Annotated in this window: 24 protein-coding genes; 12 read left to right on the forward strand and 12 right to left on the reverse strand. The window is 72.2% G+C overall.

Annotated features, from left to right (window positions below; translation table 11 throughout):
- Positions 1-50: 50 nt before the first annotated feature.
- Entirely contained in the window at positions 51-665 is a 615-nt protein-coding gene (locus ABD981_RS20175; RefSeq protein ID WP_382748441.1) for a rhomboid-like protein, read from the reverse strand.
- A gap of 109 nt (positions 666-774) precedes the next feature.
- On the reverse strand, positions 775-2,178 hold the full coding sequence (lpdA, locus tag ABD981_RS20180; protein WP_046912010.1) for a dihydrolipoyl dehydrogenase: 1,404 nt from the start codon (positions 2,176-2,178) through the stop codon (positions 775-777).
- A 147-nt stretch (positions 2,179-2,325) separates the two neighbouring features.
- On the opposite strand from lpdA, the gene ABD981_RS20185 reads away from it, so the two are divergent.
- Positions 2,326-3,006 (forward strand): FadR/GntR family transcriptional regulator, encoded by a 681-nt coding sequence (locus tag ABD981_RS20185; protein ID WP_046912009.1) that lies wholly within the window; start codon positions 2,326-2,328, stop codon positions 3,004-3,006.
- Positions 3,003-4,280: a CynX/NimT family MFS transporter gene (locus ABD981_RS20190; RefSeq protein WP_046912008.1), complete on the forward strand. Its 1,278-nt coding sequence runs from the start codon at positions 3,003-3,005 to the stop codon at positions 4,278-4,280. Before ABD981_RS20185 ends, ABD981_RS20190 begins: the two co-directional genes overlap by 4 nt.
- Before the next feature lie 142 nt (positions 4,281-4,422).
- Here the strand turns inward: ABD981_RS20190 and ABD981_RS20195 are convergent, their stop codons facing one another.
- From ABD981_RS20195 to ABD981_RS20210, 4 genes are read right to left on the reverse strand one after another with little or no spacing between them, the layout of a single operon-like run.
- Positions 4,423-5,142, reverse strand: a complete 720-nt coding sequence (locus tag ABD981_RS20195; RefSeq protein ID WP_046912007.1) for an ABC transporter permease — start codon at positions 5,140-5,142, stop codon at positions 4,423-4,425.
- Between the two features lie 14 nt (positions 5,143-5,156).
- Entirely contained in the window at positions 5,157-6,071 is a 915-nt protein-coding gene (locus ABD981_RS20200; protein WP_046912006.1) for an ABC transporter ATP-binding protein, read from the reverse strand.
- Positions 6,068-6,973: an ABC transporter permease gene (locus ABD981_RS20205; RefSeq protein WP_046912005.1), complete on the reverse strand. Its 906-nt coding sequence runs from the start codon at positions 6,971-6,973 to the stop codon at positions 6,068-6,070. The genes ABD981_RS20200 and ABD981_RS20205 overlap by 4 nt, the downstream gene beginning before the upstream one ends.
- Complete coding sequence (locus ABD981_RS20210; protein ID WP_046912004.1) at positions 6,970-7,926, reverse strand: ABC transporter ATP-binding protein; 957 nt, start codon at positions 7,924-7,926, stop codon at positions 6,970-6,972. The genes ABD981_RS20205 and ABD981_RS20210 overlap by 4 nt, the downstream gene beginning before the upstream one ends.
- Positions 7,927-8,187: 261 nt before the next feature.
- On the opposite strand from ABD981_RS20210, the gene ABD981_RS20215 reads away from it, so the two are divergent.
- The 5 genes from ABD981_RS20215 (at position 8,188) to ABD981_RS20235 (ending at position 12,976) form a co-directional block, all read left to right on the forward strand.
- Positions 8,188-9,048 (forward strand): M24 family metallopeptidase, encoded by an 861-nt coding sequence (locus tag ABD981_RS20215; RefSeq protein WP_046912003.1) that lies wholly within the window; start codon positions 8,188-8,190, stop codon positions 9,046-9,048.
- Positions 9,045-10,823 (forward strand): SDR family oxidoreductase, encoded by a 1,779-nt coding sequence (locus ABD981_RS20220; RefSeq protein ID WP_046912002.1) that lies wholly within the window; start codon positions 9,045-9,047, stop codon positions 10,821-10,823. Before ABD981_RS20215 ends, ABD981_RS20220 begins: the two co-directional genes overlap by 4 nt.
- Positions 10,824-10,919: 96 nt before the next feature.
- The gene (locus ABD981_RS20225) at positions 10,920-11,873 is read left to right on the forward strand and encodes a MerR family transcriptional regulator (protein ID WP_046912001.1); all 954 of its coding nucleotides are present in this window, start codon (positions 10,920-10,922) and stop codon (positions 11,871-11,873) included.
- 89 nt (positions 11,874-11,962) lie between these two features.
- Positions 11,963-12,508, forward strand: a complete 546-nt coding sequence (locus tag ABD981_RS20230) for an RNA 2'-phosphotransferase (RefSeq protein ID WP_046912000.1) — start codon at positions 11,963-11,965, stop codon at positions 12,506-12,508.
- Positions 12,509-12,523: 15 nt separating this feature from the next.
- Positions 12,524-12,976, forward strand: coding sequence for a hypothetical protein (locus ABD981_RS20235; protein WP_046911999.1), 453 nt, complete (start codon positions 12,524-12,526; stop codon positions 12,974-12,976).
- A 20-nt stretch (positions 12,977-12,996) separates the two neighbouring features.
- Here ABD981_RS20235 and ABD981_RS20240 read toward each other — a convergent pair whose 3' ends face one another.
- Both ABD981_RS20240 and ABD981_RS20245 read right to left on the reverse strand, forming a co-directional pair.
- Positions 12,997-13,884, reverse strand: coding sequence for an LLM class flavin-dependent oxidoreductase (locus ABD981_RS20240; RefSeq protein ID WP_046912020.1), 888 nt, complete (start codon positions 13,882-13,884; stop codon positions 12,997-12,999).
- Between the two features lie 148 nt (positions 13,885-14,032).
- The gene (locus tag ABD981_RS20245; protein WP_046908635.1) at positions 14,033-14,944 is read right to left on the reverse strand and encodes a serine/threonine-protein kinase; all 912 of its coding nucleotides are present in this window, start codon (positions 14,942-14,944) and stop codon (positions 14,033-14,035) included.
- Between the two features lie 86 nt (positions 14,945-15,030).
- Between ABD981_RS20245 and ABD981_RS20250 the strand changes: the two genes are divergently transcribed.
- The 4 genes from ABD981_RS20250 to ABD981_RS20265 all read left to right on the forward strand — a co-directional run bounded on the left by ABD981_RS20250 (position 15,031) and on the right by ABD981_RS20265 (position 18,275).
- Positions 15,031-15,576 carry an RNA polymerase sigma factor gene (locus ABD981_RS20250; protein ID WP_240495277.1) on the forward strand — a complete coding sequence of 182 codons (546 nt, stop codon included), beginning with the start codon at positions 15,031-15,033 and terminating at the stop codon, positions 15,574-15,576.
- Positions 15,573-16,439: a hypothetical protein gene (locus ABD981_RS20255; RefSeq protein WP_046908637.1), complete on the forward strand. Its 867-nt coding sequence runs from the start codon at positions 15,573-15,575 to the stop codon at positions 16,437-16,439. Before ABD981_RS20250 ends, ABD981_RS20255 begins: the two co-directional genes overlap by 4 nt.
- A 95-nt stretch (positions 16,440-16,534) precedes the next feature.
- The gene (locus ABD981_RS20260; RefSeq protein WP_046908638.1) at positions 16,535-17,218 is read left to right on the forward strand and encodes a hypothetical protein; all 684 of its coding nucleotides are present in this window, start codon (positions 16,535-16,537) and stop codon (positions 17,216-17,218) included.
- 199 nt (positions 17,219-17,417) lie between these two features.
- Positions 17,418-18,275: a Cof-type HAD-IIB family hydrolase gene (locus ABD981_RS20265; protein ID WP_046908639.1), complete on the forward strand. Its 858-nt coding sequence runs from the start codon at positions 17,418-17,420 to the stop codon at positions 18,273-18,275.
- Positions 18,276-18,366: 91 nt separating this feature from the next.
- Here the strand turns inward: ABD981_RS20265 and ABD981_RS20270 are convergent, their stop codons facing one another.
- From ABD981_RS20270 to ABD981_RS20285, 4 genes are read right to left on the reverse strand one after another with little or no spacing between them, the layout of a single operon-like run.
- Complete coding sequence (locus ABD981_RS20270) at positions 18,367-20,079, reverse strand: GAF domain-containing sensor histidine kinase (protein WP_046908640.1); 1,713 nt, start codon at positions 20,077-20,079, stop codon at positions 18,367-18,369.
- A gap of 20 nt (positions 20,080-20,099) precedes the next feature.
- Positions 20,100-23,663 (reverse strand): thiol reductant ABC exporter subunit CydD, encoded by a 3,564-nt coding sequence (gene cydD, locus ABD981_RS20275; RefSeq protein WP_046908641.1) that lies wholly within the window; start codon positions 23,661-23,663, stop codon positions 20,100-20,102.
- A 59-nt stretch (positions 23,664-23,722) separates the two neighbouring features.
- On the reverse strand, positions 23,723-24,724 hold the full coding sequence (gene cydB, locus ABD981_RS20280; protein ID WP_046908642.1) for a cytochrome d ubiquinol oxidase subunit II: 1,002 nt from the start codon (positions 24,722-24,724) through the stop codon (positions 23,723-23,725).
- Positions 24,725-24,742: 18 nt separating this feature from the next.
- Complete coding sequence (locus ABD981_RS20285) at positions 24,743-26,248, reverse strand: cytochrome ubiquinol oxidase subunit I (protein WP_046908643.1); 1,506 nt, start codon at positions 26,246-26,248, stop codon at positions 24,743-24,745.
- A 204-nt stretch (positions 26,249-26,452) separates the two neighbouring features.
- Between ABD981_RS20285 and ABD981_RS20290 the strand changes: the two genes are divergently transcribed.
- On the forward strand, positions 26,453-26,830 hold the full coding sequence (locus tag ABD981_RS20290) for a cyclophilin-like fold protein (RefSeq protein ID WP_046908644.1): 378 nt from the start codon (positions 26,453-26,455) through the stop codon (positions 26,828-26,830).
- Positions 26,831-26,837 lie beyond the last annotated feature (7 nt).

Genomic DNA, 26,837 nt, shown 5'->3' on the forward strand with positions numbered 1-26,837 from the left:
CGCGCGGTTCGCCCCCGCGCGCTCGAAGCGGCCGCCCCGTTCCCGTCTCCCTAGTGTGGGTCGGACGCCCCCGCGTGGACCACCGGTTTATCCGGCACGTGCCGGGTCAGCGGCCAGAACGCGAGCCCGATGAGCAGCGAGATCGCGTGCCCCAGGTCGGTGTACGTGTGGTTGGTGACCAGCGGCACCGCGAAGAAGGCCACCGCCCCCGCCAGGTAGAACCAGCGCCAGGGCCGGGGCAGCCGATAGGTCAGGATGCCGACCGAGGCGGCGAGGCCGTAGCTCACCCCGATGTCGACGACGTGCGCCATGCTGCGCGGCACGTCGTGGTCCTGGATCGCCTCCAGGACCACCTTCTGGCTGATGAGGGTGGCGGCGATGTGCGCCGTCGCCACGACGACCAGCCACTTCACCGTGCCGAGCCAGCGCTCCACCGGCGCGTGGAAGACCTCGAAGAGGACCGCGTAGAGCAGCAGGCTCGCCGGGTTCTCGATCCAGAACGCGCTGCCGAGCAGCGCCTGCATCGGGTGGCGGGAGAGCTCGTACAGGTTGCTGCTGTTGCGGTGCAGCAGATAGTGGTCCAGCCCGTCCGGGGACAGGGCGATGCAGAGGCTGGTGATCGCGATGACGGCCAGCCAGACATGCGTGCCGGGTGACGAACGCACCCACGACCTGATCGGCCGGGACGGTTCGCCACCCGGGGCATGGGACGGGGTTTCACGTGGCACGTATATGTGCCTATCACCCCGAGCCGGGTGATACCTGTGAGGAACCTCAGAAATTGATCATGTGTCCGGCGATGCCGTGGACCGCTTCCTTGACGGCCTCGCCCAGCGTCGGGTGGGCGTGCACGTTGCGGGCGACCTCGTGGACGGTGAGGTCCCACTGCTGCGCCAGGGTGAGCTCGGGCAGCAGCTCGGTGACGTCGGGGCCGATGAGGTGGGCGCCGACGATCTCGCCGTACTTGGCGTCGGCGACGATCTTCACGAAGCCGGTCGGGTCGCCGAGGCCGTGCGCCTTGCCGTTCGCCATGAAGGGGAACTTCGAGACCTTGACGTCGTAGCCCTTCTCGCGGGCCTGCGCCTCGGTGTAGCCGAAGCTGGCGATCTGCGGCTGGCAGTAGGTCGCGCGGGGGATCATCGCGTAGTCGAGCTCCATGGTCTCGGCGTCCGCGATGGTCTCGGCGGCGATGACGCCCATGGCCTCGGCCGTGTGCGCGAGCATCAGCTTGGCGGTGACGTCGCCGATGGCGTAGATGTGCGGCACGGAGGTGCGGCAGCGGCCGTCGACGTCGATGGCACCGCGCTCGGTCACGGCGACGCCGGTGTTCTCCAGGCCGTAGCCGGAGACGTTCGGGGCGAAGCCGATGGCCTGCAGGACCTTGTCGGCCTCCAGGACCTTCTGCGCGCCGTCCTTGCCGGTGACGGTGACGCGGACCTGCGGGCCGGACTCGTCGATGGCCTCGACGCGGGTGGAGGTCAGGACGTCGATGCCGAGCTTGCGGTACTGCTTGGCGAGCTCCTTGGAGACCTCCTCGTCCTCCAGGGGGGCCATCCGGTCCAGGAACTCGACGATGGTGACCTTGGTGCCGTAGTTGTTCAGCACGTACGCGAACTCGATGCCGATCGCGCCGGCGCCGGCGATGACGATCGACTTCGGGGCGTCCTCGGCGAGGATCTGCTGCTCGTACGAGACGACCCGGTCGCTCAGCGCGGTCCCGGGCAGCAGGCGCGGGGTGGCGCCGGTGGCGATGATGCAGTGGTCGAAGCTGATCGTCTGCGCGGTGCCGTCGGCCTTGTTCACCTGCAGCGTGTTCGCGTCGAGGAAGGTGCCCCGGCCGTCGAACTCGGTGATGCCGTTCTTCTTCATCAGGAAGTGGACGCCCTTGACGCGGCCGTCCGCGACCGTGCGGCTGCGGTTGAACGCCTCGCGGTAGTCGAAGGAGACCGTGCCGTCGACCTTGATGCCGAAGGTCTTGGCCTCGTGGGTGAAGATGTGGGCCAGCTCGGCGTTGCGCAGCAGCGCCTTGGTGGGGATGCAGCCGACGTTCAGGCAGACACCGCCCCAGTACTTCTCCTCGACGACCGCGACCCGCTTGCCCAGCTGGGCGGCGCGGATGGCGGCGACGTAGCCGCCGGGGCCAGCTCCGAGTACGACGACGTCGAAGCGGTCTGACATGACTGACTCCCGAGGGTGGTGAGGGTGTTCGGTCCACGTACGAGTCCACGTACGAGCCCACAGTAGTCCCGCCGCTGCGGCGCGGCGGGGGCAACGGGAAGGGCAGTTGTAGGATGACTGGGCAACCGGGCGAATCAAGGAGCGGTGATGGCGCTGAAGGCGGCGGGACGGGTCTCGCTGGTGGACTCCGTGGTGGAACAGCTGCGCACGCAGCTCACCGAGGGAGAGTGGGCCGTCGGCGACCGCATCCCCACCGAGCACGAGCTCGCCGAACTCCTCGGCGTCGGCCGCAACACCGTGCGCGAGGCCGTCCGCGTCCTGGTCCACGCCGGGCTCCTGGAGTCCCGGCAGGGCAACGGCACCTTCGTCAGGTCCACCGCCGACCCGGCCGCCGTCCTGCGCGGGGTGCGGCACGCCGGAGCGCTGGACGTCCTGGAGCTGCGGGTCGCCCTGGAGGCGGAGGCGGCGCGCCTCGCGGCCGTCCGCCGGGACACCCACGACCTGCTGCGGCTGCGGGCGGCCCTGACCACCCTGCGCGAACAGGGCGACCGGGACGCCGACGCGGACGTCGCCTTCCACCTCGCGGTCGTCGAGGCCACCCACAACGCGGCCTTCCGCGAGGTCTACCGCTTCTTCTCCGCCCAGGTGCACGAGTCCCTGGTGGAGGCGCTGGGCGACCGCGCCATGCCACCGGTCGACATCGACGCCCACGAGGCGCTGGTCGCGGCGATCGAGGCGGCCGACCCGGAGGCGGCGGAGGCGCAGGCGCGCGAACTGCTGCGGGTCCCGATGGAGACCGTCGCCGCGCTGACGGAGGGGTCGCGATGAGCCGGGAGACCTCCGAGGCCCCGGTCGTGGCGCCCGTCCTCGTCGACGCGGAGGCCGATGTCCGGCCCTCCGCCGCGGGGGCGGCGGCCCGGCGGGCGCTGCTCGCCCGTCCGGTGGTGCTCCTGGTCGGGATCGTGCTGGCCTCGGTCAACATGCGCGCCGCGCTCGCGAGCGTGTCGCCGCTGGTGAGCGAGATATCCGAGGCGTACGGCCTGTCGGCGGCCGCGTCCTCCCTGGTGACCTCGGTGCCGGTGCTCTTCCTGGGGCTCGGCGCGCTGGTCGCGCCCTGGCTCGGACGGCGCTTCGGCGCGGAGCGGGTGCTGTTCGCGGCGCTGCTGCTGCTCGGCGCCGGCATCCTGGTGCGGGTGCTGCCCTCGTCGGCCGCGCTGTACTGCGGCGGCGTCCTGGTCGGCACCGCCATCGCCCTGCTGAACGTCCTGATGCCCGGTCTCATCAAGCGGGACTTCCCGGACCGGGCCGCGTCGATGACCTCCGTCTACACGGGCTCGATGATCGCGGGCGCCACCGTCGTCGCGGCCTCCTCGGTGCCGCTGGAGCGGGTGCTCGGTGGCTGGCAGGCCTCGCTCGGCTTCTGGTCGCTGCTCGCGGCGGTCGCGGCGCTGGCCTGGCTGCCGCAGGTGCTGATCGCCCGGGGCCGCACCGGGCACGAGCTGCGGGCCGCGGGCCCGGCCGCCGCCCCCGTCCGGTCCGTCTGGCGCTCGCCGCTGGCCTGGCAGGTGACGCTGTTCATGGGGCTGCAGTCGCTGTGGTCGTACGTCCTGATCGCCTGGATGCCGACGATCTTCACGGACCACGGGATGAGCCGCTCGACGGCGGGCGTCGTCTTCGCCTTCAACAACCTCATCCAGGTGGCCGGCGCCTTCGCCGTGCCGCTGCTCGCCGGGCGGATGCGCAGCCAGCGCCCGCTGATCGTGCTGGTGACGACGCTGGTCGCGGCGGGATACGCCGGGCTGATGGTCGCCCCGGTGCAGGGCGCCTGGCTCTGGTCGGCGGTCCTCGGCGTGGGTCAGGGCGGGGCGGTGGGGCTCGCGCTCACCCTGATCGTGCTGCGTTCGGGCGACGCGGTGACGGCCGCCCGGCTGTCCGGCATGGCCCAGACCGTGGGCTATCTGCTGGCCGCCGCGGGGCCGCTGGCCGCGGGCGCCCTGCACCAGGCCACCGGCTCCTGGACGCCGCCGATCCTCGCCGTGCTCGGCGTGTGCGCGGCGGCGCTCGCGGTCGGACTGCTGGCGGCCCGCAACCGCACGGTCTGAGGACGCCGGCGGCGCCGGACGCCCCCGAGGAAACGGACTCGGACAGGCCGGAGCCGTACGGTCCGAGGACACGGACACGCCGGAGCCGTACGGTCCGAGGACACGTACGGCTCCGGGGCGGGGCCCTCACGGGCCGGGGCGGCTACTCCTCGCCCGCCAGGGTCATCGACCGCAGCTTGTGGCCGGCGAACCAGGTCGCCCCGACCGTCACGGCGACCAGCAGCATCACCGCGGTCGGCAGCGCCACCTCGGAGCTGATCAGGCCGTCGCCGGTGACCTTCTCCGCCAGGGCCAGCGCCCACTGCTGGACGCTCAGGGTCTTGGCGCCCGCGATCAGGGAGCCGAACAGGGCCTCCCACACCAGGGCGTAGACCAGGCCGATGACGACCGCGTGGCGGCTGACCGTGCCGAGCAGGAGGAACATCGCGCTGTACGCGATGGAGGCCACCAGGGCCGCCACCGTGTAGGCGACCGCCACCTGCTGCCCGTTGCCGTTGAGGATGAATCCGGCGATCAGCGTGGGCACGGCGGAGAAGACCATCGTCACGGCGACGGCGACGATCAGCTTGGTGAAGATGATCGTGGGCCGCTTCACCGGCTTGGCCAGCAGGTAGACGATCGAGCCGTCGTCGATCTCCGGGCCGATGGCGCCGGTGCCGGCGATCACGCCGATCAGGGGCACCATCGTGGCCAGGGCGAAACCGCCGAGGACGTCGGCGGCGACCTGGTCGTCGGCTCCGTTGAACAGGCGGACCGCCACGGCGATCACGATCAGCATGGCCGGCAGCCCGAACAGGATCAGGGCCCGTCGGCGGCCGAGCAGGGCCCGGTAGGTGAGCCGGGCGACTGTGGGGTTGTACATCGGTCGGGCTCCTTTCAGGCCGCTACGAGATACGAGAAGACCGATTCGAGGGATTCGTCCGAGGGCGAGACCGTGAGCAGCCGGATGCCCCGCTCCTTGGCCACCTTCGGCAGCAGTTCGGTGAACCGTCCGAAGTCGACGGCCTGGACGCGCAGTCCGCCCTCGGCCGTGTGGTCGACCTCGATGCCGGCCGTCGACGGGTCGGCGATCAGCGCCGCCGCCAGGGCCCGGTCGTCGCTGGAGCGGACGAGATAGCGGTGCGGCCGGTCCGTCATGAGCCGGCGGATGCGGCGGAAGTCGCCGGAGGCGGCGTGCCGTCCGGCCACGATCACCTCGATGTGCGAGGCGAGCTGCTCGACCTCCTCCAGGATGTGCGAGGAGAAGAGGACCGTGCGGCCCTCGGCGCCCATCCGGCGCAGCAGATCCATCAGCTGCATGCGCTGGCGCGGGTCCATGCCGTTGAAGGGCTCGTCGAGCAGCAGCACGGACGGCTCGTGGACGAGGGCCGAGGCCATCTTCACGCGCTGCCGCATGCCCTTGCTGTACGTGGAGATCTTGCGGTCCTGGGCGTACTCCATCTCGACCGTGGCGAGGGCCCGCCGGGCCTCCTCGTCGCCGAGGCCCTGCAGCTCCGCGTTGGCGACGACGAACTCGCGGCCGGTGAGGAAGTCGTACATCGCCTCCCGCTCGGGGACGACGCCGATGGTCCGGTAGACCGACTCGTTGCGCCAGATCGCCTCGCCGTCGAGGGTGACCGTGCCGGTGGAGGGCGGCAGGAAGCCGCCCATCATGTTGATCAGGGTGGACTTCCCGGCGCCGTTGGGGCCGAGCAGGCCGGTGACGCCCGGACCGACGGTCATGGTGACGTCGTTGACGGCCACGACGTTGCCGAACCAGCGCGAGGCGTGGTCGATGTTGAGCGTGGTCACAGTCCGACCTTTCGGTAGCGGCGCATCAGCACGCCGTACGACCCGGCGATCAGCGCGAGGACGACCAGCACGTAGAGCGCGCCGACCGCGGTGCCGGGCGCGGCGGCCTCCCCGCCCGGGGCGGCGGTGGGCGCGCCGAGGAACGCGTCCTGCACACCGCCGATGAGGGTGATCGGCGAGAACAGGCCGATCCACTTGACCGCGCCGACGTTGTCCGTGCCGTAGGCGATGCCCTGGAGCGTGGAGACCGCTCCGTACGAGATCACCAGGGTGGCGATGACGGCGGCGACGCCGAAGCCCCGGCGCGGGGTGAGGGCCGCCATGACGAGGCCGATGCCGCCGAAGAGGAGCGAGAGCAGCGTCACGGAGACGAGGCCCTGGCCGAGCATCTTCGTCTGCTCGGCGAAGTCCATCTTGGCGAGCAGCGAGCCGATCCAGAGGATCAGCAGCGGGGAGGCGGTGAGGACGAACATCGCGGAGGCCATCGCCCCGTACTTGGCGAGCACGTAGTCCACGCGCTCGATCGGGCGGGCGAAGTAGAGGGGGACGGTGCGGAACCTGAGGTCCCGGGAGACCGACTGGGGGGCCTGGGAGGCCAGGAAGATGGCGATGACCATCTGGAGGAAGATCGCGTACTGCGTGTACTCGATCGGCAGCTTCGACGACTTGGTGACGACCGCGACCGCGACGATGATCAGCGCGGGCACGCACATCACGGCGAAGAGCAGCATCGGCAGCACCTTGGACTTGGCGCTGCGGCCCAGTCCGTACGCGCCGCGCAGCGACTGGGAGAACAGCGCCCGGCGCGCGGAGGCGCGGCCGAGGCGCGGTCCGTCGTAGCCGCGGTAGCCGATGTTGTGGATCCGGGTGTTCGCCGTGTCGTCAGTGGCCTGGGAGCTCATCGCGTCGGCACCTCCTCCTGCTGCTGCGCCTTGAAGACCTCGGCGATGTGGTGCCGGCGCTGCTCCATACGGACCAGGCCGAGGCCGAGGTCGGCGACGGTGTCGCGGACCAGGTCGTACGTCTCCTCGCCGGCGGCCTCCAGGAGCAGGATGTGCCCGGCGCCCGGGAGTCCCTCCTCCACGCCGCCGTGCAGGGTCACTCCGGCGGCGGCCAGGGCGGCGCGGAGCGCCTCCGTGCCGTCGGGGTGGGCGTCGGAGTCGGTGACCTCGACCGCGAGGGTGGTGGTCGTGCGGGTGAAGTCGCTGGTGGAGCTGGAGCGGAGCAGCTTGCCGCCGTCGATGACGACGACGTGGTCGCAGGTGCGCTCCAGCTCGCCGAGGAGGTGGGAGGTGACCAGGACCGAGATGCCGAAGTCCGTCCACACCCGCCGGATCAGGCCGAGCATGTCGTCGCGGCCGACCGGGTCGAGGCCGTTGGTCGGCTCGTCGAGCAGGACCAGCTTCGGGTCGTGGACGAGGGCCTGGGCCAGCTTCACGCGCTGCTTCATGCCGGTCGAGTAGCCGCCCATGGGGCGGTAGCGCTCCTCGTACAGGCCGACGTGGCGCAGGGTGTCCGCGGTCCGCTCGCGGGCGGCGGTCGCGGGCAGACCGGACATGCGCGCCATGTGGACGACGAACTCGGTCGCCGAGACGTCCGGCGGCAGGCAGTCGTGCTCCGGCATGTAGCCGACGCGCTCACGGATCTGGGCGCCGGAGGTCGCGACGTCGAGTCCGAGGACTTCGGCGCGGCCCTCCGTGGCCGGGGACAGACCAAGAAGGATCTTGATCATCGTCGACTTGCCGGCTCCGTTGGCACCCACAAGTCCGGTCACACCGGGCCCGATGTCCAGGGAGAGCCGGTCGAGAGCGGTCACCCGGGGGAACCGCTTGCTGAGGCTTTCGGTCGCGATCACAGTCACGCCTACGACGGTAGTGGCGTGCGCCACAGCGGTCGTCAGCCCAACGGCTCGATCCCTCTCCGACTCCAGACGTACAAGCCCGTAGGGGAGTCGAGACCAAAGTCGTTCCGCGCCCCTCCGACCTGCTGTTCCGGCCACGGTTTTCCACAGGCCGTGCCGGACCCCTTGACGCAGCCGCCGGGCATTGTCACATTCATCGATGTCAAGTTACGGACGGGTAGCGCGGCCGGCGCTCACACGGGACGGGCGGGTGGCATGACATCAGCAGGCACGGCAGGGACGCGCGAGCTCACCGCGGAGCTGCGGGGATTCAGAGAGGTGCAGCGCCTCTCGTACGAGTGCGCGGAGGCCGTGGCGGCCCAGCTCAAGCCGGGCGTGACCGAGCGCGAGGCGGCCCGGATGCAGCGCGAGTGGCTGTACGCCCGGGGCGTCCGGGACTGGTTCCACCGGCCGTTCGCCTGGTTCGGGGACCGCACGGCCTTCGTCGACTTCAAGATCCCGCTGCAGTTCTTCCCGACCGACCGGCGCCTGGAGGCCGGGATGCCGTTCATCCTGGACATGGCGCCCGTCCACAAGGGCTTCACGGCGGACGTCGGCTACTCCGGCTGCCTCGGCCTGAACCCGGTGCACGACAAGCTGCTCTCCGACCTCCGGGAGCACCGCGAGCTGATCCTGCGCGAGGTGCGCGAGCGCCGCACGCTGCGGGAGATCTACGAGGACGTGGACCGCCTGATGGTCCGCCAGGGATACGCGAACCGGCACCGGGCCTATCCCTTCGGCGTCATCGCCCACAAGATCGACCGGGTGAAGGAGCGCCGCTGGTCGCCGACGCTGTTCGGCTTCGGCACCCAGGCGCTCAAGGGCCTGGCGAGCGACGCCCTGCACGGCCACCGGGACGGCTGGTCGCCGCTGTGGTCGCCGTACCGGTTCTCCGACCACCCGCCCCAGCCGGGCCTGTGGGCGGTCGAGCCGCACCTCGGATTCCGGGGTACGGGCGCGAAGTTCGAGGAGATCCTGGTCGTCACCGACTCCCGGGACCCCGAGCAGAGCGCGTTCTGGCTGGACGACGACCTGCCGCACGTGCGGCGCTGGAACGAGGAAGAGGTGGCGGCGTGACGGCCGATGGGGTGCGCGAGCGCTGGGTCCGTACGGGCGGGATCGAGCTGTGTGTGGCCGAGCTGGGGGACGAGGGCCGGCCGACCGTGCTGCTGGTGCACGGCTACCCGGACTCCAAGGAGGTCTGGTCGGAGGTCGCGTCGCGGCTCGCCGAGCGCTTCCACGTGGTGCTGTACGACGTCCGGGGCCACGGCCGGTCGACGGCGCCGACCCCGCTGCGCGGCGGGTTCACGCTGGAGAAGCTGACCGACGACTTCCTGGCCGTCGCCGACGCCGTCAGCCCGGACCGCCCGGTCCACCTGGTCGGCCACGACTGGGGCTCGGTGCAGTCCTGGGAGTTCGCGACGGTCTCCCGCACCGAGGGCCGGATCGCCTCCTTCACCTCGATGTCCGGCCCGTCCCTCGACCACTTCGGGCACTGGATCAAGAGCCGGATGACCCGGCCCACCCCGCGCCGGGTCGGCCAGCTGCTCGGCCAGGGCGCCAAGTCCTGGTACGTGTACATGCTGCACACCCCCGTGCTGCCGGAGCTCGCCTGGCGCGGGCCGCTCGGCAAGCGCTGGCCCCGCCTCCTGGAGCGGCTGGAGCGGATCCCGGCGGGCGACTACCCGACGCCGTCCCTGCCCAGCGACGCGGCGCACGGCGCCTGGCTCTACCGGGACAACGTGCGGGCGCGGCTGTCCCGGCCGCGGGCCGACGCCTTCGCGCACGCGCCGGTGCAGCTGATCACCCCGACCGGGGACGCCTTCCTCTCCGAGCGGCTCTACGACGACCTCGCCGACTGGGTGCCGGACCTGACCCGGCGCACCCTGCCGGCCAAGCACTGGGTGCCGCGCACCCGGCCCGACCAACTGGCCGCCTGGATATCCGAGTTCGTCGAGGCCAACGAGGACCCGGCGACCAGGGCCCCGAAGACGGCGGCCAAGAGCGGCGTGCGGCCGGAGTACGCGGAGCGCTTCGGCGGCCAGCTGGTCCTGGTGACCGGCGCGGCCAGCGGGATCGGCCGGGCCACCGCCTTCGCGTTCGCGGAGGCCGGCGCCCGGGTCGTGGCGGTGGACCGGGACGCCGAAGGCGCGGCCCGTACGGCCGAGATGGCCCGGCTGATCGGCGCGCCCGAGGCCTGGGGCGAGACCGCCGACGTCGCCGACGAGGCGGCGATGGAGAAGCTGGCCGCGAAGGTGGCGAGCGAGTACGGCGTGGTCGACGTGCTGGTCAACAACGCGGGCATCGGCCTGACCGGCTCCTTCTTCGAGACGACGAGCGAGGAGTGGAAGCGGGTCCTCGACGTCAATCTGTGGGGCGTCATCCACGGCTGCCGGGTCTTCGGCGCGCAGATGGCCGAGCGCGGCCAGGGCGGCCACATCGTCAACACGGCCTCCGCGGCGGCCTTCCAGCCCTCCCGTGCGCTGCCCGCGTACAGCACGTCGAAGGCGGCCGTGCTGATGCTGAGCGAGTGCCTGCGGGCCGAGCTCGCGGACCAGGGCATCGGGGTCTCGGCGATATGCCCCGGCATCGTCAACACCAACATCACGTCCACGGCCCGGTTCGCCGGCGTCACGGACGCGGCGGAGGAGAAGCGCCGCCAGAAGAAGGCCTCCCGGCTGTACGGGCTGCGCAACTACCCGCCGGAGAAGGTCGCGGACGCCATCCTGCGCGCGGTGCTGCACGACCGGGCCGTCGTCCCGGTGACCCCGGAGGCCCGGGGCGCGCACCTGGCCTCCCGGTTCTCCCCGGGCCTGCTGCGCGCGCTGGCCCGCTGGCAGCCGCCGGCGTAGGGGCCGGGCGGGGACGGGGGCGGGGCGACCGTACCGGGGCGGTCGTACCATCCCTCGCAGGACGGAAGGGAGCGGTCGGTGGGAGTGGGTTCGTCGGTGCATTCGTCGGAGCAGGCAGCACATCCGGAGTACCGGATCGAGGATCTGGCCCATCACAGCGGGGCCACGGTCCGGACCATCCGCGCCTACCAGGACCGCGGCCTGCTGCCCCGCCCCGAGCGGCGCGGCCGGTCGAACGTGTACGGGGACACGCATCTGGCCAGGCTGCGGCAGATCGCCGACCTGCTGGACCGCGGCTACACCCTGGCCTCCATCAAGGAGCTGCTGGAGGCCTGGGACGCCGGCCGCGGTCTCGGCGGGGTGCTCGGTCTGGTCGCCGAGGTCGACGGCCCGTGGACCGACGAGGAGGCGGACCGGATCTCGCGGGCCGAGCTGGACGCGCGCTTCGGCGGTCGACCGGACGAGGAGGCGGTCCGGGAGGCGATCGAGCTCGGCGTCCTGGAGCGCATCCCCGACCGGGAGACCGAGGAGTATCTGGTCCCCAGCCCCCAAGAGCTGGCGGTGGCAGCCGAGTTGTACGCGGCGGGGGTCCCGCTCGCCGCGATCACCGGTCATCTGAGGGAACTTCGCGGCCAGGTCGAGCACATAGCCTCCCGTTTCCTGGAGTTCACGACCGAGCACGTCTTCGCCCGCTATCTGGAGCACCGGCCGCCGACGGACGCGGACGCGGCCGAGGCGGCGAGCATGGTCCGGCGGCTCCGCCCGCTGGCCCAGCAGACCGTCGACGCCGAACTGGCTCGGGCGATGCGCCTGTTCGCCACCCTTCACCTCCAGCAGCACCTCGTGGCGGACACCCCTCTGCCGAGGGGTGAGGAGCCCCGCGCGGTGGCGCTCTCGCCCGAGACGATTCGGGCCGTACAGCGGCTCGTTGGCCCGCAGAACGTGTCCGCTTTCATCGCTGCGGCGACCGAACGAGAGGTACAGAAGAGGACATTGGACACTCTCACGTCAAATACCGCAAATAGCAGGCAAATCGATCAATCCACCTGAGGATAAAGATGTGTTGTCCACAGAATCGCCAAGTAGCCTGTGGATAAACCCACTTGGCTGTGGATCAAACCTGCGGCTTCAATGAATTCATGAACGACGAGAAACACACCGTGAAGGTGTCGAAATACCTGTCGAAACACCTGCGCCACCAGCCCGAACGCATCGGACTCGTCCTCGACCCGCACGGCTGGACGGAGATCGACGCCCTGCTGCGGGCCGCCGCCTCCCACGGATTCCCGATCACCCGCGCCGAGCTGGACCACGTCGTCGCCGTCAACGACAAGAAGCGCTTCGCGATCGAGGGGACGCGCATCCGGGCCAGCCAGGGCCACACCGTCGCGGTGGACCTGGACCTGCCGGCCGCCGAGCCGCCCGCGTACCTCTACCACGGTACGGTCGCCGCCGTGCTGCCCGCCATCCGGGCCGAGGGCCTGCGCCCCATGGCCCGCCACCACGTGCACCTCTCACCGGACCGCGAGACCGCCACCCGGGTCGGCGCCCGGCGCGGCCGGCCGGTGGTGCTGAGCGTCGACGCCGGGGCGATGCACCGGGCCGGACACGTCTTCCACGTGAGCGCCAACGGCGTCTGGCTCACCGACGCCGTCCCGGCGCGGTTCATCCGCTTCCCGGGCTGAGGCATGATCGTTCCCATGGGACACCCGCATCTGCCCACGACCGAATCGGCCGTCACCGCGATCCGCGAGATCGCCCGGGAGTTCAACCTGGAGATGACCGTCACCGACGACATCGGCGCCGACCAGACCTCCCGGCGCACCTCCGCGGGCGCCTTCAACGTCCTCGACCCGGACGGCTCGCTCCCCCACGAGGCCTTCGTCGAGCTCGGCGGCGCCCCCTCGGTCACCGTCCGGCTGCACCCGGAGGGCGACGCGAAGATCACCGTCGAGGGCGTCGAGTTCGCCGACGTCCCCCGCGACGAGGTCCCCGCCTTCCTCCGCTCCGCCCACGGCGGCCTGGCCCGTGTGAAGGGCCGCTTCTTCCCGCCCGGCTGGTGGCTGATCGTCCCGCTCCCCGGCGACGAGACCTACAAGGAGCTCGTCACCGGGGTCACGCTCACCCCGTGGCTGGCCGGCCGGATCCGCTGACCCGGCCCCCCCGCCGCGCCTCAGCGCAGCTGGTCCAGCGCCTCCGTGGCGATCTTCTCGAAGACCGACTCGTCGGCCGCGAACACCGAGTCCGCGATCGGCATGTGGACCACCAGCTCGGTGAAGCCCAGCGCGAAGTGGGTCCCCGCGAAGTCCACGAAGGCGTCCAGGGAGTCCAGCGGACGGTCCGGGGTGAAGCCCGTGAGCAGCACCTTCTCCATCGGCGCGGCATCCCGGCCGATCTCCTCGCAGGCCCTGCCCAGCTTGGCGATCTGCCCGCGCAGCGCCTCGACGGACTGCTCCGGGGTGCCCGCCTCGAACAGCTTCGGGTCCCCCGTCGTCACCCACGCCTGCCCGTGCCGCGCGGCCAGCCTCAGTCCGCGCGGGCCGGTCGCCGCCACCGCGAACGGCAGCCGGGGGCGCTGCACGCAGCCGGGGATGGTGCGGGCCTCCTCCGCCGAGTAGAACGTGCCCCGCTCGGAGACCGCGTCCTCGGTGAGCAGCCGGTCCAGCAGCGGGACGAACTCGGCGAAGCGGTCCGCCCGCTCCTTCGGCGTCCACGCCTCCTGCCCCAGCGCGGTCGCGTCGAAGCCGTTGCCGCCCGCGCCGATGCCCAGGGTGATCCGCCCGCCCGAGATGTCGTCGAGCGAGATCAGCTCCTTGGCGAGCGTCACCGGGTGCCGGAAGTTCGGCGAGGTCACGAGCGTGCCCAGGCGCAGCCGCTCGGTGGCCCCGGCGGCGGCGGTCAGGGTCGGGATCGCCCCGAACCACGGACCGTCGCGGAAGGTCCGCCAGGACAGGTGGTCGTAGGTGTACGCGGTGTGGAAGCCGAGGTCCTCGGCCCGCCGCCAGATCTTCTGTCCCTCGGCCCACCGGTGGATGGGGAGGATCACCGTGCTCAGACGCATGCCACCGACCCTACGGGAACCGTCGGCGCAACGGTCGGGGATCAGGTGGGCGGGGAAGGGGCGGGCGGGAATCAGGTGGGCGGGGAGGGAGTGGGCGGGGATCAGGTGGGCGGGGAGGGGGTGGGATGGGATCGGGCCCCCGTCGGATTCAGCGCAGCAGCCAGCTCAGCAGGGTCGCCGCCGTGAACACCGCGCCCGACGCCAGACAGACGGCGCGCGGGGTCAGCGACCCGGGGCCTTCCAGGGGCTGGGACTGCGGCACCGGAGCCAGCAGCGCGTCCGCGAAGGCCTGGGCGGTCGGCGGCCGGTCCGCCGGCTCGACGGACATCGCGGCCCGTAGCAGCAGGGCGACGTGCGGCGGGAGCTGCGCCTCGGCCGGGAGCGCCGGCAGCGTCGAGGCGGTCGGCTGGTCGGTCATCAGGGCCGTGGCACGCCCGCCCGGACCGAAGGGCTTCTTCCCGGTCAGCAGCTCGTAGGCCACGACGGCCAGCGCGTACACGTCGGCCCTCCCGTCGAACCCACCGGTCTGGAAGGCCTGTTCCGGCGCCATGTACGCGGGCGTGCCCGTGGTCACCGTCAGCCCGGACGCGTCGGCCAGCTGCTTCGCGCTGCCCAGATCCGCCACCAGCACCGCGGCGGGCGCGGGGCCGTCGGCGAGCAGCAGGTTCGACGGCTTGACGTCACGGTGCACCACGCCCGCCTCGTGCAGGACCTGGACCGCGTGGCCCGCCTCCGCGGCCAGCCGCAGGGCCTCCTGCGGGTCGCACCGCCCGACCCGGTCCTCCAGGGTGCCGCCGCGTACGTAGTCCATGACGAAGTAGGGCCGGTCCTCCTGCACCCCGACGTCGTGCACGCGGACCACCCGCGGGCTGGCGATCCGGCGCAGCAGCCTCGCCTCCGCCAGGAACCGCTCGCGCACGTCGGCGTTGGCGGCCCAGTTGTCGGCCAGCACCTTCACCGCGACCTCGGTGTCGAGCTCCGGATCGTAGGCCTTCCAGACCGTCGCGAAGGAGCCGGCTCCGAGCCGCTCCAGGAGGAGGTAACGGCCGAGCTTGCGCATGTGGCAGCATTCTGCCGGAGTCGGGGGGAGTGGGGAACTCCCGTTCGGCGGGCGGGATGCCAAGCGGGACGAAACGGGGGATCCGGGTGTTCGACGAAGGCGAGCTGGAACGGCTCGTGACGGCTGCTCAGGCGGGCGACCCGGGGGCGATGGACTACCTCCTGGCCAAGCTGCGGCCACTGGTGCTGCGCCGCTGCTCGCGCTTCCTGCCCCACCACGCCGACGCGGAGGAGGCCGCGCAGGACGCCCTGCTGTCCATCAGCACGCATCTGCGCGAGTACGGCGGCCACGGCTCCTTCCTGGGCTGGGTGACGGTGATCGCCTCGAACGCCGCCCGGTCCACCTACCGCTCGATGCGCCGACGCGCCGAGGACAGCCACGCCGACCTCCCCGAGTCCGTCGACCCGCGCACCACGAGCGTCATCGCCGGGAGCCGGCTCGACCTGATGGAGGCGTTGGGCGCGCTGGAGCGGCAGCACCCCGCCCTGGTGGAGTCCTTCGTGCTGCGCGACCTGGGCGACCTGACCTACGTCCAGGTGGCCGAGCAGCTGGACGCCCCGCTGGGCACGATCAAGGACCGGATCCACCAGGCCCGCCGCTTCATGCGCGAGCGCCTGGTCACCGGTCCGTGAACGGCGGTCCCGCGAGGGGCGCCGGCCGCACCGCGGTCCGGCCCCGCACCGCCGTCGCCGCCCTGGTGGCGGCCGCCGCGCTCGGGCTGGTGACCGGCCGGTTCGTGCTGCCGGCGCCGCCCGGATCCGACGCGGACCCGTCGGCGCGGCCGGGTGCCGCGGTCGGCGGGGCGTCCCACGGCGCGTCCGCTCCCGCGACGCCCGGCGCGTCCACCCCGACGCCCTCGGCCTCCGGCTCCGGCTCCGCCTCTCCGACGGGTGCGACCGCTCCGACGGGTGCGACGGGGCCGGTGACGGCGGCGAACCTCCTGGGACCCGCGGCGTTCGGCCCGGACTCCGGCCTCGGGAAGATCCACGTCACCGACCGCTTCGGCGACGGGCACTACGCCAACGCGGCCTGCACCGGGGAGAAGACCCTGGAGGAGACCCTGGGCGGGCCCGGCGCCCACTTCCGGGGACTGATGACCGGCACCCGCACCGACCCGGGCGACCCCACGCTGGCCCTGGACGGCGCCGACCAGGTCGCCCGCGAGGTCGCCGCCGAGGCCAGGACCCCCTCCCTGGCGGAGAACTTCGCCCAGCGCCTGCTGCTGGAACAGGTGCCCTGCCAGGAGGAGACGCCGGGGCACTGGGTCTACGGAAGGACCACGACCCTGCGGCTCGCCCCGGACGTCACCGCGAGCTGGATGGGCCTGTACCCGGGTTCCCTCAACACCACCGGCACGGCGCCCGAGGGCAAGGAGCCCTGCGGCGGCATCGCCGTGCTGCGCAGCGGCACCCACTACGGCGTGCTGGAGGTCAACGCCTGCCTGGGGACGGCCGCGATGGACCGCGTCGTCAGGACCGCTCTGTCACAGCTGTGAAACAGCGGGTCAGAGCTCCAACTTTCCCTCCTCCCGCGGCATCTCCCCCGGTTGTACGAGGACGCAGCAGGCGTCCCGACCAGCAGGGGGACAAGATGACCGAGAACCAGACCGTCCAGCAGAAGTCCGTCCGCCGCAACCGTTTCGCCGCCGCGGCCTGCGTCGCCGCCGCACTGGTCACGGCCACCGTCGTCGGCACCCAGTCGGCCACCGCCGACGGGGCCTTCCGCGGCACCGCTGCCGCCGCACGCACGGCCGCGGCCGCCGCGCCCGGACTCGGCTCCGCCCATCTCGTCCAGAGCGAGGACTACGTCCGGCAGGGCCTGAAGCCGGTCGCCGCGACCGTCACGCTGACCGGACGCCAGGCGCTGTCCGCGTGCTCCGGCGAGGAGACGATGCGCGACCTGACCAAGGGCAAGGCCACCGCGTACGCGTCCGTGAACTGGACCTTCACCACCGACGCCCAGCTGACCGAGTCGGCCGCGAACGCCCCCGCCAAGGCCACGGCCGCCACCTGGGAGAAGCAGCTCGTCGGGCTCGTCCAGGACTGCCAGGACGAGCCCGCCGGCCACTGGCGCTACGGCGCGGCCCACACCCTGACCACCACCGGCGGCACCGCCCGCTGGTACCCGGCCTACAACGGCGACGGCGCCGTCAGCGGCGGGGTCGCGGTCCTGCGCAGCGGCACCAAGGTCGCCGTCGTCGAGCTCACCGGCCGGCCCGCCCCGGCCTCCTTCGAAGGCATCGCCAAGGCAGCGCTGAACCGCCTCTCCTCCTGAACGGCAGCCCGCTCCGCCCGCGCCATCGGGCGGAGCGGGCCCCGTCCGGGCACGGCACCCGCGACAACCCGGTCGCGTTCCGTCGCTCCCGCCGCACTCCTTCGCTCCCGCCGCACTCCTTCGCTCTCCGCCGCACTCCTTCGCACTCAGATGTGCACCCCCTCGCACGCCCGTGCACTTTCTGCGGAACAATGGATCGGTGACCTCACCCCTCGCGCGCACCGAAACCCCGGCCCCCCGGCTGATCGCCACCGACCTCGACGGCACCCTGCTGCGGGACGACAAGTCCGTCTCGGAGCGCACGGTCGCGGCCCTCGCCGCCGCCGAGCGGGCGGGCATCGAGGTCTTCTTCGTCACCGGCCGGCCGGCCCGGTGGATGGACGTCGTCAGCGACCACGTCCACGGTCACGGCCTGGCGATCTGCGCCAACGGCGCGGCCGTCGTCGACCTGCACGCGGGCGGCACGTTCCTGGAGGTCAGGCCGCTGGAGCGGCCGGTCGCCCTGGAGGTCGTCCGGACCCTGCGCGCCGCCGCGCCCGGCACCTCGTTCGCGGTCGAGCTCACCACCGGGATCCACTACGAGCCGCTGTACCCGCCGTTCTTCCTCGACCCCGGCGCCACCGTCGCCACCGCCGAGAAGCTGCTGTTCGAGGAGGCCCCCGGGGCCGCCGCGCCCGTGCTCAAGCTGCTCGCCCAGCACCCCGAGCTCGACCCCGACGTCTTCCTGGCCACCGCCCGCGAGGCCGCCGGCGACCTGGCCTCGTTCACCCGCTCCAGCCCCACCGCCCTCATCGAGATCAGCGGCCTCGGCGTCTCCAAGGCCTCCACCCTCGCGCACTGCTGCGCCGAGCGCGGCATCACCCCGCAGGAGGTCGTGGCCTTCGGCGACATGCCGAACGACATCGAGATGCTCAGCTGGGCCGGCCGCTCCTACGCGATGGGCAACGCCCACCCCGACGTGATCACCGCCGCCTCCGGTCGGACCGTCGGCAACAACGAGGACGGCGTGGCCGTGATCATCGAACAGCTCGTCGCCGAGGCCACCCAGGGGCGTTAGGCCCCGTCTTCCGGGTCAGGCCGGCCCGCGGAGCCCGGCCTGACCGCCGGACGCCCCCCGGGGCCGCCCGGCCTGACCCGCCGGACACGACCTAGAGCGGGGCCTCCCACACCACCGTCGTACCGCCGCCGTCCTCGCCGACCCCCGGGCCGCACCAGCTCGCCCCGCCCAGCGACTCGGCCCGCCGGGCCAGGTTGCGCAGGCCGCTGCGCCGGCCGCCCTCGGGGATGCCCACGCCGTCGTCCGCGACCGAGAGCCGGACGCCCGGGGTGCCGTCCGGCAGCGTGACGGTGGCGTCCACGACCACCTCGATCCGGCTCGCCCCCGAGTGCCGGAAGGCGTTCGACAGGGCCTCGCGCAGGGCGGCGATGAGGTTCTTTCCGGTCAGCTCGCCGACCGTCGCGTCGATCGCCCCGAGGAAGCGGTGGGAGGGCTTGAAGCCCAGCGGTACCGCCGCCATGTTGATCTCCCGCAGCACCCGGGTGCGCAGCCCCGAGGGGGCCTCGGCCGGCCCCTGCTGGAGCGCGAAGATCGCGGTACGGATCTCCTGGATGGTCACGTCCAGCTCGTCCACCGCCTTGCCGACGCCCTCCTGCACGGCCGGCACGATCGACTTCCGCTGGGCGCTCTCCAGCATCATCCCGGTGGCGAAGAGCCGCTGGATGACCAGGTCGTGCAGGTCACGCGCGATCCGGTCGCGGTCCTCGTAGACCGCGAGCCGTTCCCGGTCCCGCTGTGCCTCGGCCATCATCAGCGCGAGCGCCGCCTGCGAGGCGAACTGGGTGGCCAGGGTCCGCTCGGCCTCCGTGAACTGCCGGGTGCCCCGGGCCCGGGGCGTGGCGAGCGCGCCCAGCACCCGGCCGCCGCTCTGGAGCGGGAGCAGCATCGCGGGCCCGTACTGGGCGGAGAGCTTGTGGACCATCCGCACGTCCGAGGAGGCGTCGGCGACGAACACCGCCTCGCCCTCCATCAGCTGCTCCACCACCGGGCTCTCGGGCGGGATCACCACCCCGAGCGACTTGGAGGGGTGCGGCGAGGAGACGGCGACGATCTCCAGACCGCCCTCCTCGGCCGGCAGCAGCACGATGCCGGCCGCCGCGTCGGCGAGCCGGCGGGCCTGCTCGGCCACGACGGCGAGGGCGTCGTCGGCGTCGCCGCCGGAGAGCAGCGCCGTGGTGACGGCGACCGAGCCGTCGATCCAGCGCTCACGCTGCCGGGCGGCCTCGTACAGGCGCGCGTTGCCGATCGCGATCCCGGCCTCGGTGGCGAGCACCCGGACCATGTGGACGTCGTAGTCGTTGAACTCGCCGCCGCCGTTCTTCTCGGCGAGGTAGAGGTTGCCGAAGATCTCGCCCTGCACCCGGATCGGCACCCCGAGGAAGGTGCGCATCGGCGGGTGCCCCGGCGGGAAGCCGGCCGCGCGCGGGTCGGCCGACAGATCGGCGAGCCGGATCGTCTGCGGGTCCCGGATGAGCGCGCCGAGCAGTCCGGCGTGCCCGTCGGGGCGGCGCCCGATCCGGCGGGCCACCTCGTCCCCGACGCCGTAGGTGACGAAGTCGGAGAGCCCGTCGCCCTCCTCGTCGACCACGCCGATCGCGGCGTACCGGGCGTCGGCCAGCTCGGCCGCGGTCTCGCAGATCCGGTCGAGCGTGGAGTGCAGTTCCAGGCCGGTGCCGACCGAGCGCATCGCCTCCAGCAGCTGGGGCACGCGGGCGGTCAGCTCCGTGGAGAGGCCGTGCAGGCTGCGCGTGGCCTGGGTCGCGGCTTCGAGCGGGTCCGGGGCGTCGGGCACGGCGGCGGTCATGGAGCAGAGCCTAGTTAGTCCTATTTGCCAAGAAAAGTCGGGGTGTGGTCGGGGATCAGCAGCAGATCGCTCTCCCGCTCCTGATCCAGCATCCGGCGCAGCGGCCCCTCGGCCGCCGCGAGCTCCGCGTACGTCCCGCGCTGCACGGTCCGGCCCCGGTCCAGGACGAGGACCTCGTCCACGGCGTCCAGGCCGTGCAGGCGGTGGGTGATCAGGACGGTCGTGCGGCCCTCGGTGGCCCGCAGCAGGTCGTCGGTGAGCGCGTCGGCGGTGGCCAGGTCCAGGTGCTCGGCCGGCTCGTCGAGGACGAGGACGGGGAAGTCGGCGAGGAGCGCCCGGGCCAGCGCGAGCCGCTGGCGCTGGCCGCCGGAGAGCCGCGAGCCGTGCTCGCCCACGAGGGTGTCGAGCCCGGCTGGCAGCCCGTCCACCCACTCCAGGAGCCGGGCCCGGCCGAGCGCGCCGCGCAGCTCGTCGTCGGACGCCCCGGTCCTGGCGAGCCGCAGGTTCTCCCGGATGGAGCTGTCGAAGAGGTGGGCGTCCTGGGCGCACAGGCCGACGAAGCGCCGGACCTCGTCGCCGTCGAGGGCGGCCGCCTCGGTGCCGCCGAGCCGGTACGTGCCGGTCTCGGCGTCCAGGAAGCGCAGCAGCACCTGGGCGAGCGTGGTCTTGCCGGAGCCGGAGGTGCCGACCACGGCGACCCGCCGCCCGGCCTCCAGGGTGAGCCCGAAGCCGTCGAGCGCCGGCCGGACCTGACCGGCGTGCCGGGCGGTGAGCCCGGCGAGCTCCAGCGGGAACGGGCCGGCCGGCGGCGTCGCGGGGCGCTCCGGCTCGTGTACGGGCACGGGCGCGTCGAGCACGTCGAAGACCCGCTCGGCGCTGCGGCGCACGCGCTGGCGGTACTGGACGGCCAGCGGCAGCCCGGTGACGGCCTCGAAGGCGGCGAGCGGGGTGAGCACCAGGACCGCGAGCGCGACCCCGTCCAGCCGCCCGTCCCGTACCGCCTGCACGCCCACCAGCGCGGCTCCGGCGACGGTGAGGCCGCAGATCAGGGCGGACAGCCCGGCGCTGAGCGCGGTGGCGGCGGACTGCCGGGACGCGATGCCGGTCAGCGTCCGGTCGGCCGCGGCGGCCCGCTCGACCCGGCCCTTCAGGGCCCCGGCGACGGTCAGTTCGGCACAGCCCCGCAGCAGGTCGACCACGGCGGTGGTGAGCGCGCCGCGCGCGGGCGCGAGCTGTCGTTCGGCGCGCCGGGCGAGCGCGCCGCCGATCAGCGGTACGCCCACTCCGGCGAGCAGCAGCCCCCCGGCGAGCACGGCACCGGCCTCGGGCAGCAGCCAGGCGGTGAACCCGACCGAACCGGCGCCGACGACCACGGCGGCGCCCGCGGGCAGCAGCCAGCGCAGCCAGTAGTCCTGGAGGGCGTCCACGTCCTGGACCAGGCGGGCGAGCAGGTCGCCGCGCCGGGTGCGGCGCAGTCCGGCGGGGGCGATCCGCTCCAGCCGCCGGTAGACGGCCACCCGCAGGTCGGCGAGCATCCGCAGCACGGCGTCGTGCGAGACGATCCGCTCGGCGTAGCGGAAGACGGCCCGCCCGATGCCGAAGGCGCGGGTCGCGGTGACCGCGACCATGAGATGGAGCACGGGCGGCTGTTCGGAGGCCCGGGAGATGAGCCAGCCGGAGACGGCCATGAGCCCGACGGCGGAGCCGAGCGCCAGGCTGCCGAGCAGCAGGGCGAGCGCCATCCGGCCCCTGAGCTCCCCGGCCATGTCCCGGACCCGGCCGAGGACCGTGCGCGCGGGGGAGCCGGAGCGGTCGGCCGGCCGCGGGTCCGCGGACGGGAGCTCCCCGGCCGTGTCGTTCGCGCTCGACGGGAGCGGCTCGCCCAGGTCGTCGGTGAGCCGGGCCGCCGCGACGGGGGAGTCCGCGACGGGCGTCTCGTCGGCCGTCGTGGCGCCCTCGATCCGCACCACCCGGTCCGCGACCGCGAGCAGCGCCGACCGGTGCACGACGAGCAGGACGGTACGGCCGGCGGCGAGCCGGCGGACGGCGTCCACGACGGCCGCCTCGGTCTCGCCGTCCAGCGCGGCCGTCGGCTCGTCCAGGAGGAGCAGCGGCCGGTCGGCCAGGAACGCCCGGGCCAGCGCGAGCCGCTGGCGCTGGCCGGCCGAAAGCCCTGCGCCGTCCTCGCCCAGGACGGTCTCCGCGCCCTCGGCCAGCTCCGCGACGAACTCCTCGGCGCCCGCGTCCCGCAGGGCCTGGCGGACCGCCGCGTCGGAGGCGTCCGGCCGGGCCAAGCGCACGTTCTCGGCGATGGTTCCGGCGAAGAGGTAGGGGCGCTGCGGCACCCAGGCGATCCGGGACCGCCACTCCTCCAGGTCCAGCGAGGCCAGTTCGGCACCGCCGACCCGGACCGAACCGCCCGGCTCCGGCGTCGCGAAGCCGAGGACCACGTCGAGCAGCGTCGACTTCCCGGCCCCGCTCGGCCCCACCAGGGCCACCGTCTCGCCGGGCTCCACGGTGAGCGTGGCCGCGTCGAGCGAGGGCTCCGCGCGCCCCGCGTGACGTACCGTCACCCCGTCGAGCTCCAGCCGCACGGAGGCCGGCACCGGCCCCGTACCGCCGTCCGGCACCGGGTTCTCCAGGACCTCGAAGATCTCCTCCGCGGCGGCCAGTCCCTCGGCGGCCGCGTGGTACTGCGCCCCGACCTGCCGCAGCGGCAGATAGGCCTCGGGCGCCAGGACCAGGATGACCAGGCCGGTGTACAGGTCGAAGTCGCCGTGGACCAGCCGCATGCCGATGGTCACCGCGACCAGGGCGACCGAGAGGGTCGCGAGCAGTTCGAGCGCGAAGGAGGAGAGGAACGCGATCCGCAGCGTCCGCATGGTCGCCCGCCGGTAGTCGGCGGTGATCGACCGGATGTTCTCGGCCTGGGCCTTGGCCCGGCCGAAGACCTTGAGCGTGGGAAGACCGGCCACCACGTCGAGGAAGTGTCCCGAGAGCCGGGAGAGCAGCTTCCACTGACGGTCCATCCGGGCCTGGGTGTACCAGCCGATCAGGATCATGAAGATCGGGATGAGCGGCAGCGTCACCACGATGATCGCGGCCGAGACCCAGTCCTCGGTGACGATCCGGGCGAGGACCGCGATCGGGACCACCACCGCGAGCCCCAGCTGCGGCAGATAGCGGGCGAAGTAGTCGTCGAGGGCGTCCACGCCCCGCGTCGCGAGCGCGGCCAGCGAACCGGCCTTCTGCCCGCTCAGCCACCCCGGCCCGAGCCCGGCCGCCCGCTGGAGCAGCCGTCCGCGCAGCTCGGACTTGACCGCCGCGCTCGCCCGGTGGGCGGCGAGCTCGGTCAGCCAGGCGACCAGCCCCCGCCCCACCGCCACTCCGACGAGCAGCAGCAGGGGCGTGGTGAGCCCGGAAACCGGCAGACCCTTCTGGAAGGCCCCCACCACGACCTCGGCGATGAGCATCGCCTGGGCGATCACCAGCGCCGCCCCGACGAGGCCGAGGACGACCACCGCCGCGAGGAAGAACCGGGTGGCGCGGGCGTGGTGGAGCAGCCGCGGATCGATCGGTTTCACGTGAAACATGCTCCCCTGAGGAGGCCGGTGCGGGTCCGGCTACGGCCTGTCGGACGGCCCTAGTGGGCCTGGGCGATGTTCTGCGTGCCGATCCGCTTCCGGAACACCCAGTAGGTCCAGCCCTGGTAGAGCAGCACCAGCGGGGTCGCGATGGCCGCACACCAGGTCATGATCTTGAGCGTGTAGGGGCTCGACGACGCGTTCGTCACCGTGAGGCTCCACGCCGGGTCGAGCGAGGAGGGCATGACGTTCGGGAAGAGCGTCAGGAAGAGCATCGCCACCGCGGCGGCGATCGTGATGCCCGAGAGCGCGAAGGACCAGCCCTCCCGTCCGAGCTGGATCGCCCCGATCGCCCCGACCAGGCAGACCACCGCGATCACCATCGCGAGCAGGCTCCAGCCGTCGCCCTTGTCGACCTGGGTCCAGACGAGGAAGGCCAGCGCGAGCACCGCGGTGACCAGCCCCAGCTTGAGCGCGAGGGACCGCGCCCGGGTGCGGATGTCGCCGAGGGTCTTGAGCGCCGCGAACACGGCACCGTGGAAGGTGAACAGGGTGAGCGTGACCAGTCCGCCGAGCAGGGCGTACGGGTTGAGCAGGTCCCAGAAGGTGCCGACGTACTCCATCTCGCGGTCGATCTTCACCCCGCGCACGATGTTGCCGAAGGCCACGCCCCACAGGAACGCGGGGATGAGAGAGGTCCAGAAGATGGCCTGTTCCCAGTTGCGCTGCCAGTTCTCCTCGGGCCGCTTCGCCCGGTACTCGAAGGCGACGCCACGGACGATCAGGCAGAGCAGGATGATCAGCAGCGGCAGGTAGAAGCCGGAGAACAGCGTCGCGTACCACTCGGGGAAGGCGGCGAAGGTCGCGCCGCCGGCCGTCAGCAGCCACACCTCGTTGCCGTCCCAGACGGGACCGATGGTGTTGATGAGGACCCGCTTCTCGGTGCGGTCGCGGGCGAGCAGCTTGGTGAGGACCCCGATCCCGAAGTCGAAGCCTTCGAGGAAGAAGTAGCCGATCCAGAGGACGGCGATGAGTACGAACCAGACGTCGTGGAGTTCCATGCCTCGATCTCCTGAGCCTCAGTACGAGAAGGCCATGGGCCGGTCGGGGTCGCGGTCCCCGCCGATCTTGGTGGGCGGGTTGAGGTCGTCCTCGGTGAGCTCGGGCGGGCCGGCCTTGACGTACTTGACCAGGAGCTTCACCTCGATCACGGCGAGCACGGCGTAGAGGAGCGTGAAGGCGATCATCGACGTGAGCACCTCGGCCGTGGAGACCCCGGGGGAGACGGCGTCACGGGTGCGCAGCACGCCGTAGACCACCCACGGCTGGCGGCCCATCTCGGTGAAGATCCAGCCCCAGGAGTTGGCGATCAGCGGGAAGGCCATGGTCCACAGGGCGATGATCCAGTACCACTTGCCCAGGCGGGGGCTGAGCGCCTTCCGCTTGAACAGCACCAGATTCGGCACTTCGTCCTCACCGGTCCGCAGCCCTGGCGCCAGCATGAACTTCTTGCGGGTCAGCCAGAGGCCCACCAGCCCGATGGTCAGCGAGGCCATGCCGAAGCCGATCATCCAGCGGAAGCCCCAGTAGGCGACGGGGATGTTCGGCCGGTAGTCGCCGGGACCGAACTTCTCCTGCTCGGCCTTGTTGACGTCGTTGATGCCCGGGACGTACGAGCTGAAGTCGTCGTTCGCGAGGAAGGACAGCAGGCCCGGGATCTCTATGGCGACCGTGTTGTGGCCCTTCTCGACGTCGCCGTAGGCGAACACGGAGAAGGGTGCGGGTGCCTGGCCGTCCCAGAGCGCCTCGGCCGCGGCCATCTTCATGGGCTGCTGCTTGAACATGACCTTGCCGAGCAGGTCACCGCTGATCGCGGTGCCCAGGCCGGCGATGATCAGGGTGATCAGGCCGACCCGCAGCGAGGTCCGCATCACCGTGATGTGCCGCTTGCGCGCCAGGTGGAAGGCGGAGATGCCCACCATGAACGCGCCGCCGACCAGGAAGGCCGCCGTGATGGTGTGGAAGAACTGGGTGAGCGCGGTGTTCTGGGTGAGCACCAGCCAGAAGTCGGTGAGCTCGGCCCGGCCCCGCTCGGCGTTGATCCGGTAGCCGACCGGGTGCTGCATCCAGGAGTTCGCGGCGAGGATGAAGTACGCGGACAGGATCGTGCCGATCGACACCATCCAGATGCAGGCGAGGTGGATCTTCTTGGGGAGCTTGTCCCAGCCGAAGATCCACAGGCCGATGAAGGTGGACTCGAAGAAGAACGCGATCAGCGCCTCGAAGGCCAGGGGCGCGCCGAAGATGTCGCCGACGAAGCGGGAGTAGTCGGACCAGTTCATGCCGAACTGGAACTCCTGCACGATGCCGGTGACGACACCCATCGCGATGTTGATGAGGAAGAGCTTGCCCCAGAACTTCGTCGCCTTGAGGTACTTCTCCTTCTCGGTGCGCACCCAGGCGGTCTGAAGACCGGCGGTCAGCGCGGCGAGGGAGATCGTCAGCGGGACGAAGAGAAAGTGATAGACGGTGGTGATGCCGAACTGCCAGCGCGCCAGCGTCTCCGGCGCCAAAGCTAGGTCCACGTCGTCGTCTCCTTACATCGCCGTGGTCACGACGGCAGTTTGCCCCTTTAATCCCACCTATCTCGGGAGGAACAGGGACACGCTTGTGAACGCGTTCACATTCACAAGCATTATGGCTCATACGAAATCCGTACCTTCGATCGGGGTCCCCCTACCGAAGGTCACCCCTTCCCAAGCCCTTCAACATATTGTTGAATCCGGCCCATGACCCTTCGGATACGCGTCTCCTGGCCCGCCGGCCACACCACCGCCACCATCGAGGAAACCCCCACGAGCGCAGCGCTCGTGGGGGCTCTCCCGATCGTCTCCACCGCCCGGACCTGGGGCGAGGAGGTCTACTTCGACACTCCGGTCAGCGTCCCCGTCGAGTCCGACGCCCGACAGGTGGTCGCGCCGGGCACGGTGGCCTTCTGGACGGAGGGCGACGCGCTCGCCCTCCCCTACGGCCCGACCCCCATCTCGCTGGGGGACGAGCCGCGACTCGCCAGTCCGTGCAACATCCTGGGCACGCTGGACGGCGACCCGCGGATTCTGGCCACCGTGCGGGACGGCGACCCGATCCGGGTGGAACGCGTCGGTTAGCTCCGGT

The sequence above is a fragment of the Streptomyces showdoensis genome (genome assembly GCF_039535475.1).
Taxonomy (GTDB): domain Bacteria; phylum Actinomycetota; class Actinomycetes; order Streptomycetales; family Streptomycetaceae; genus Streptomyces; species Streptomyces showdoensis.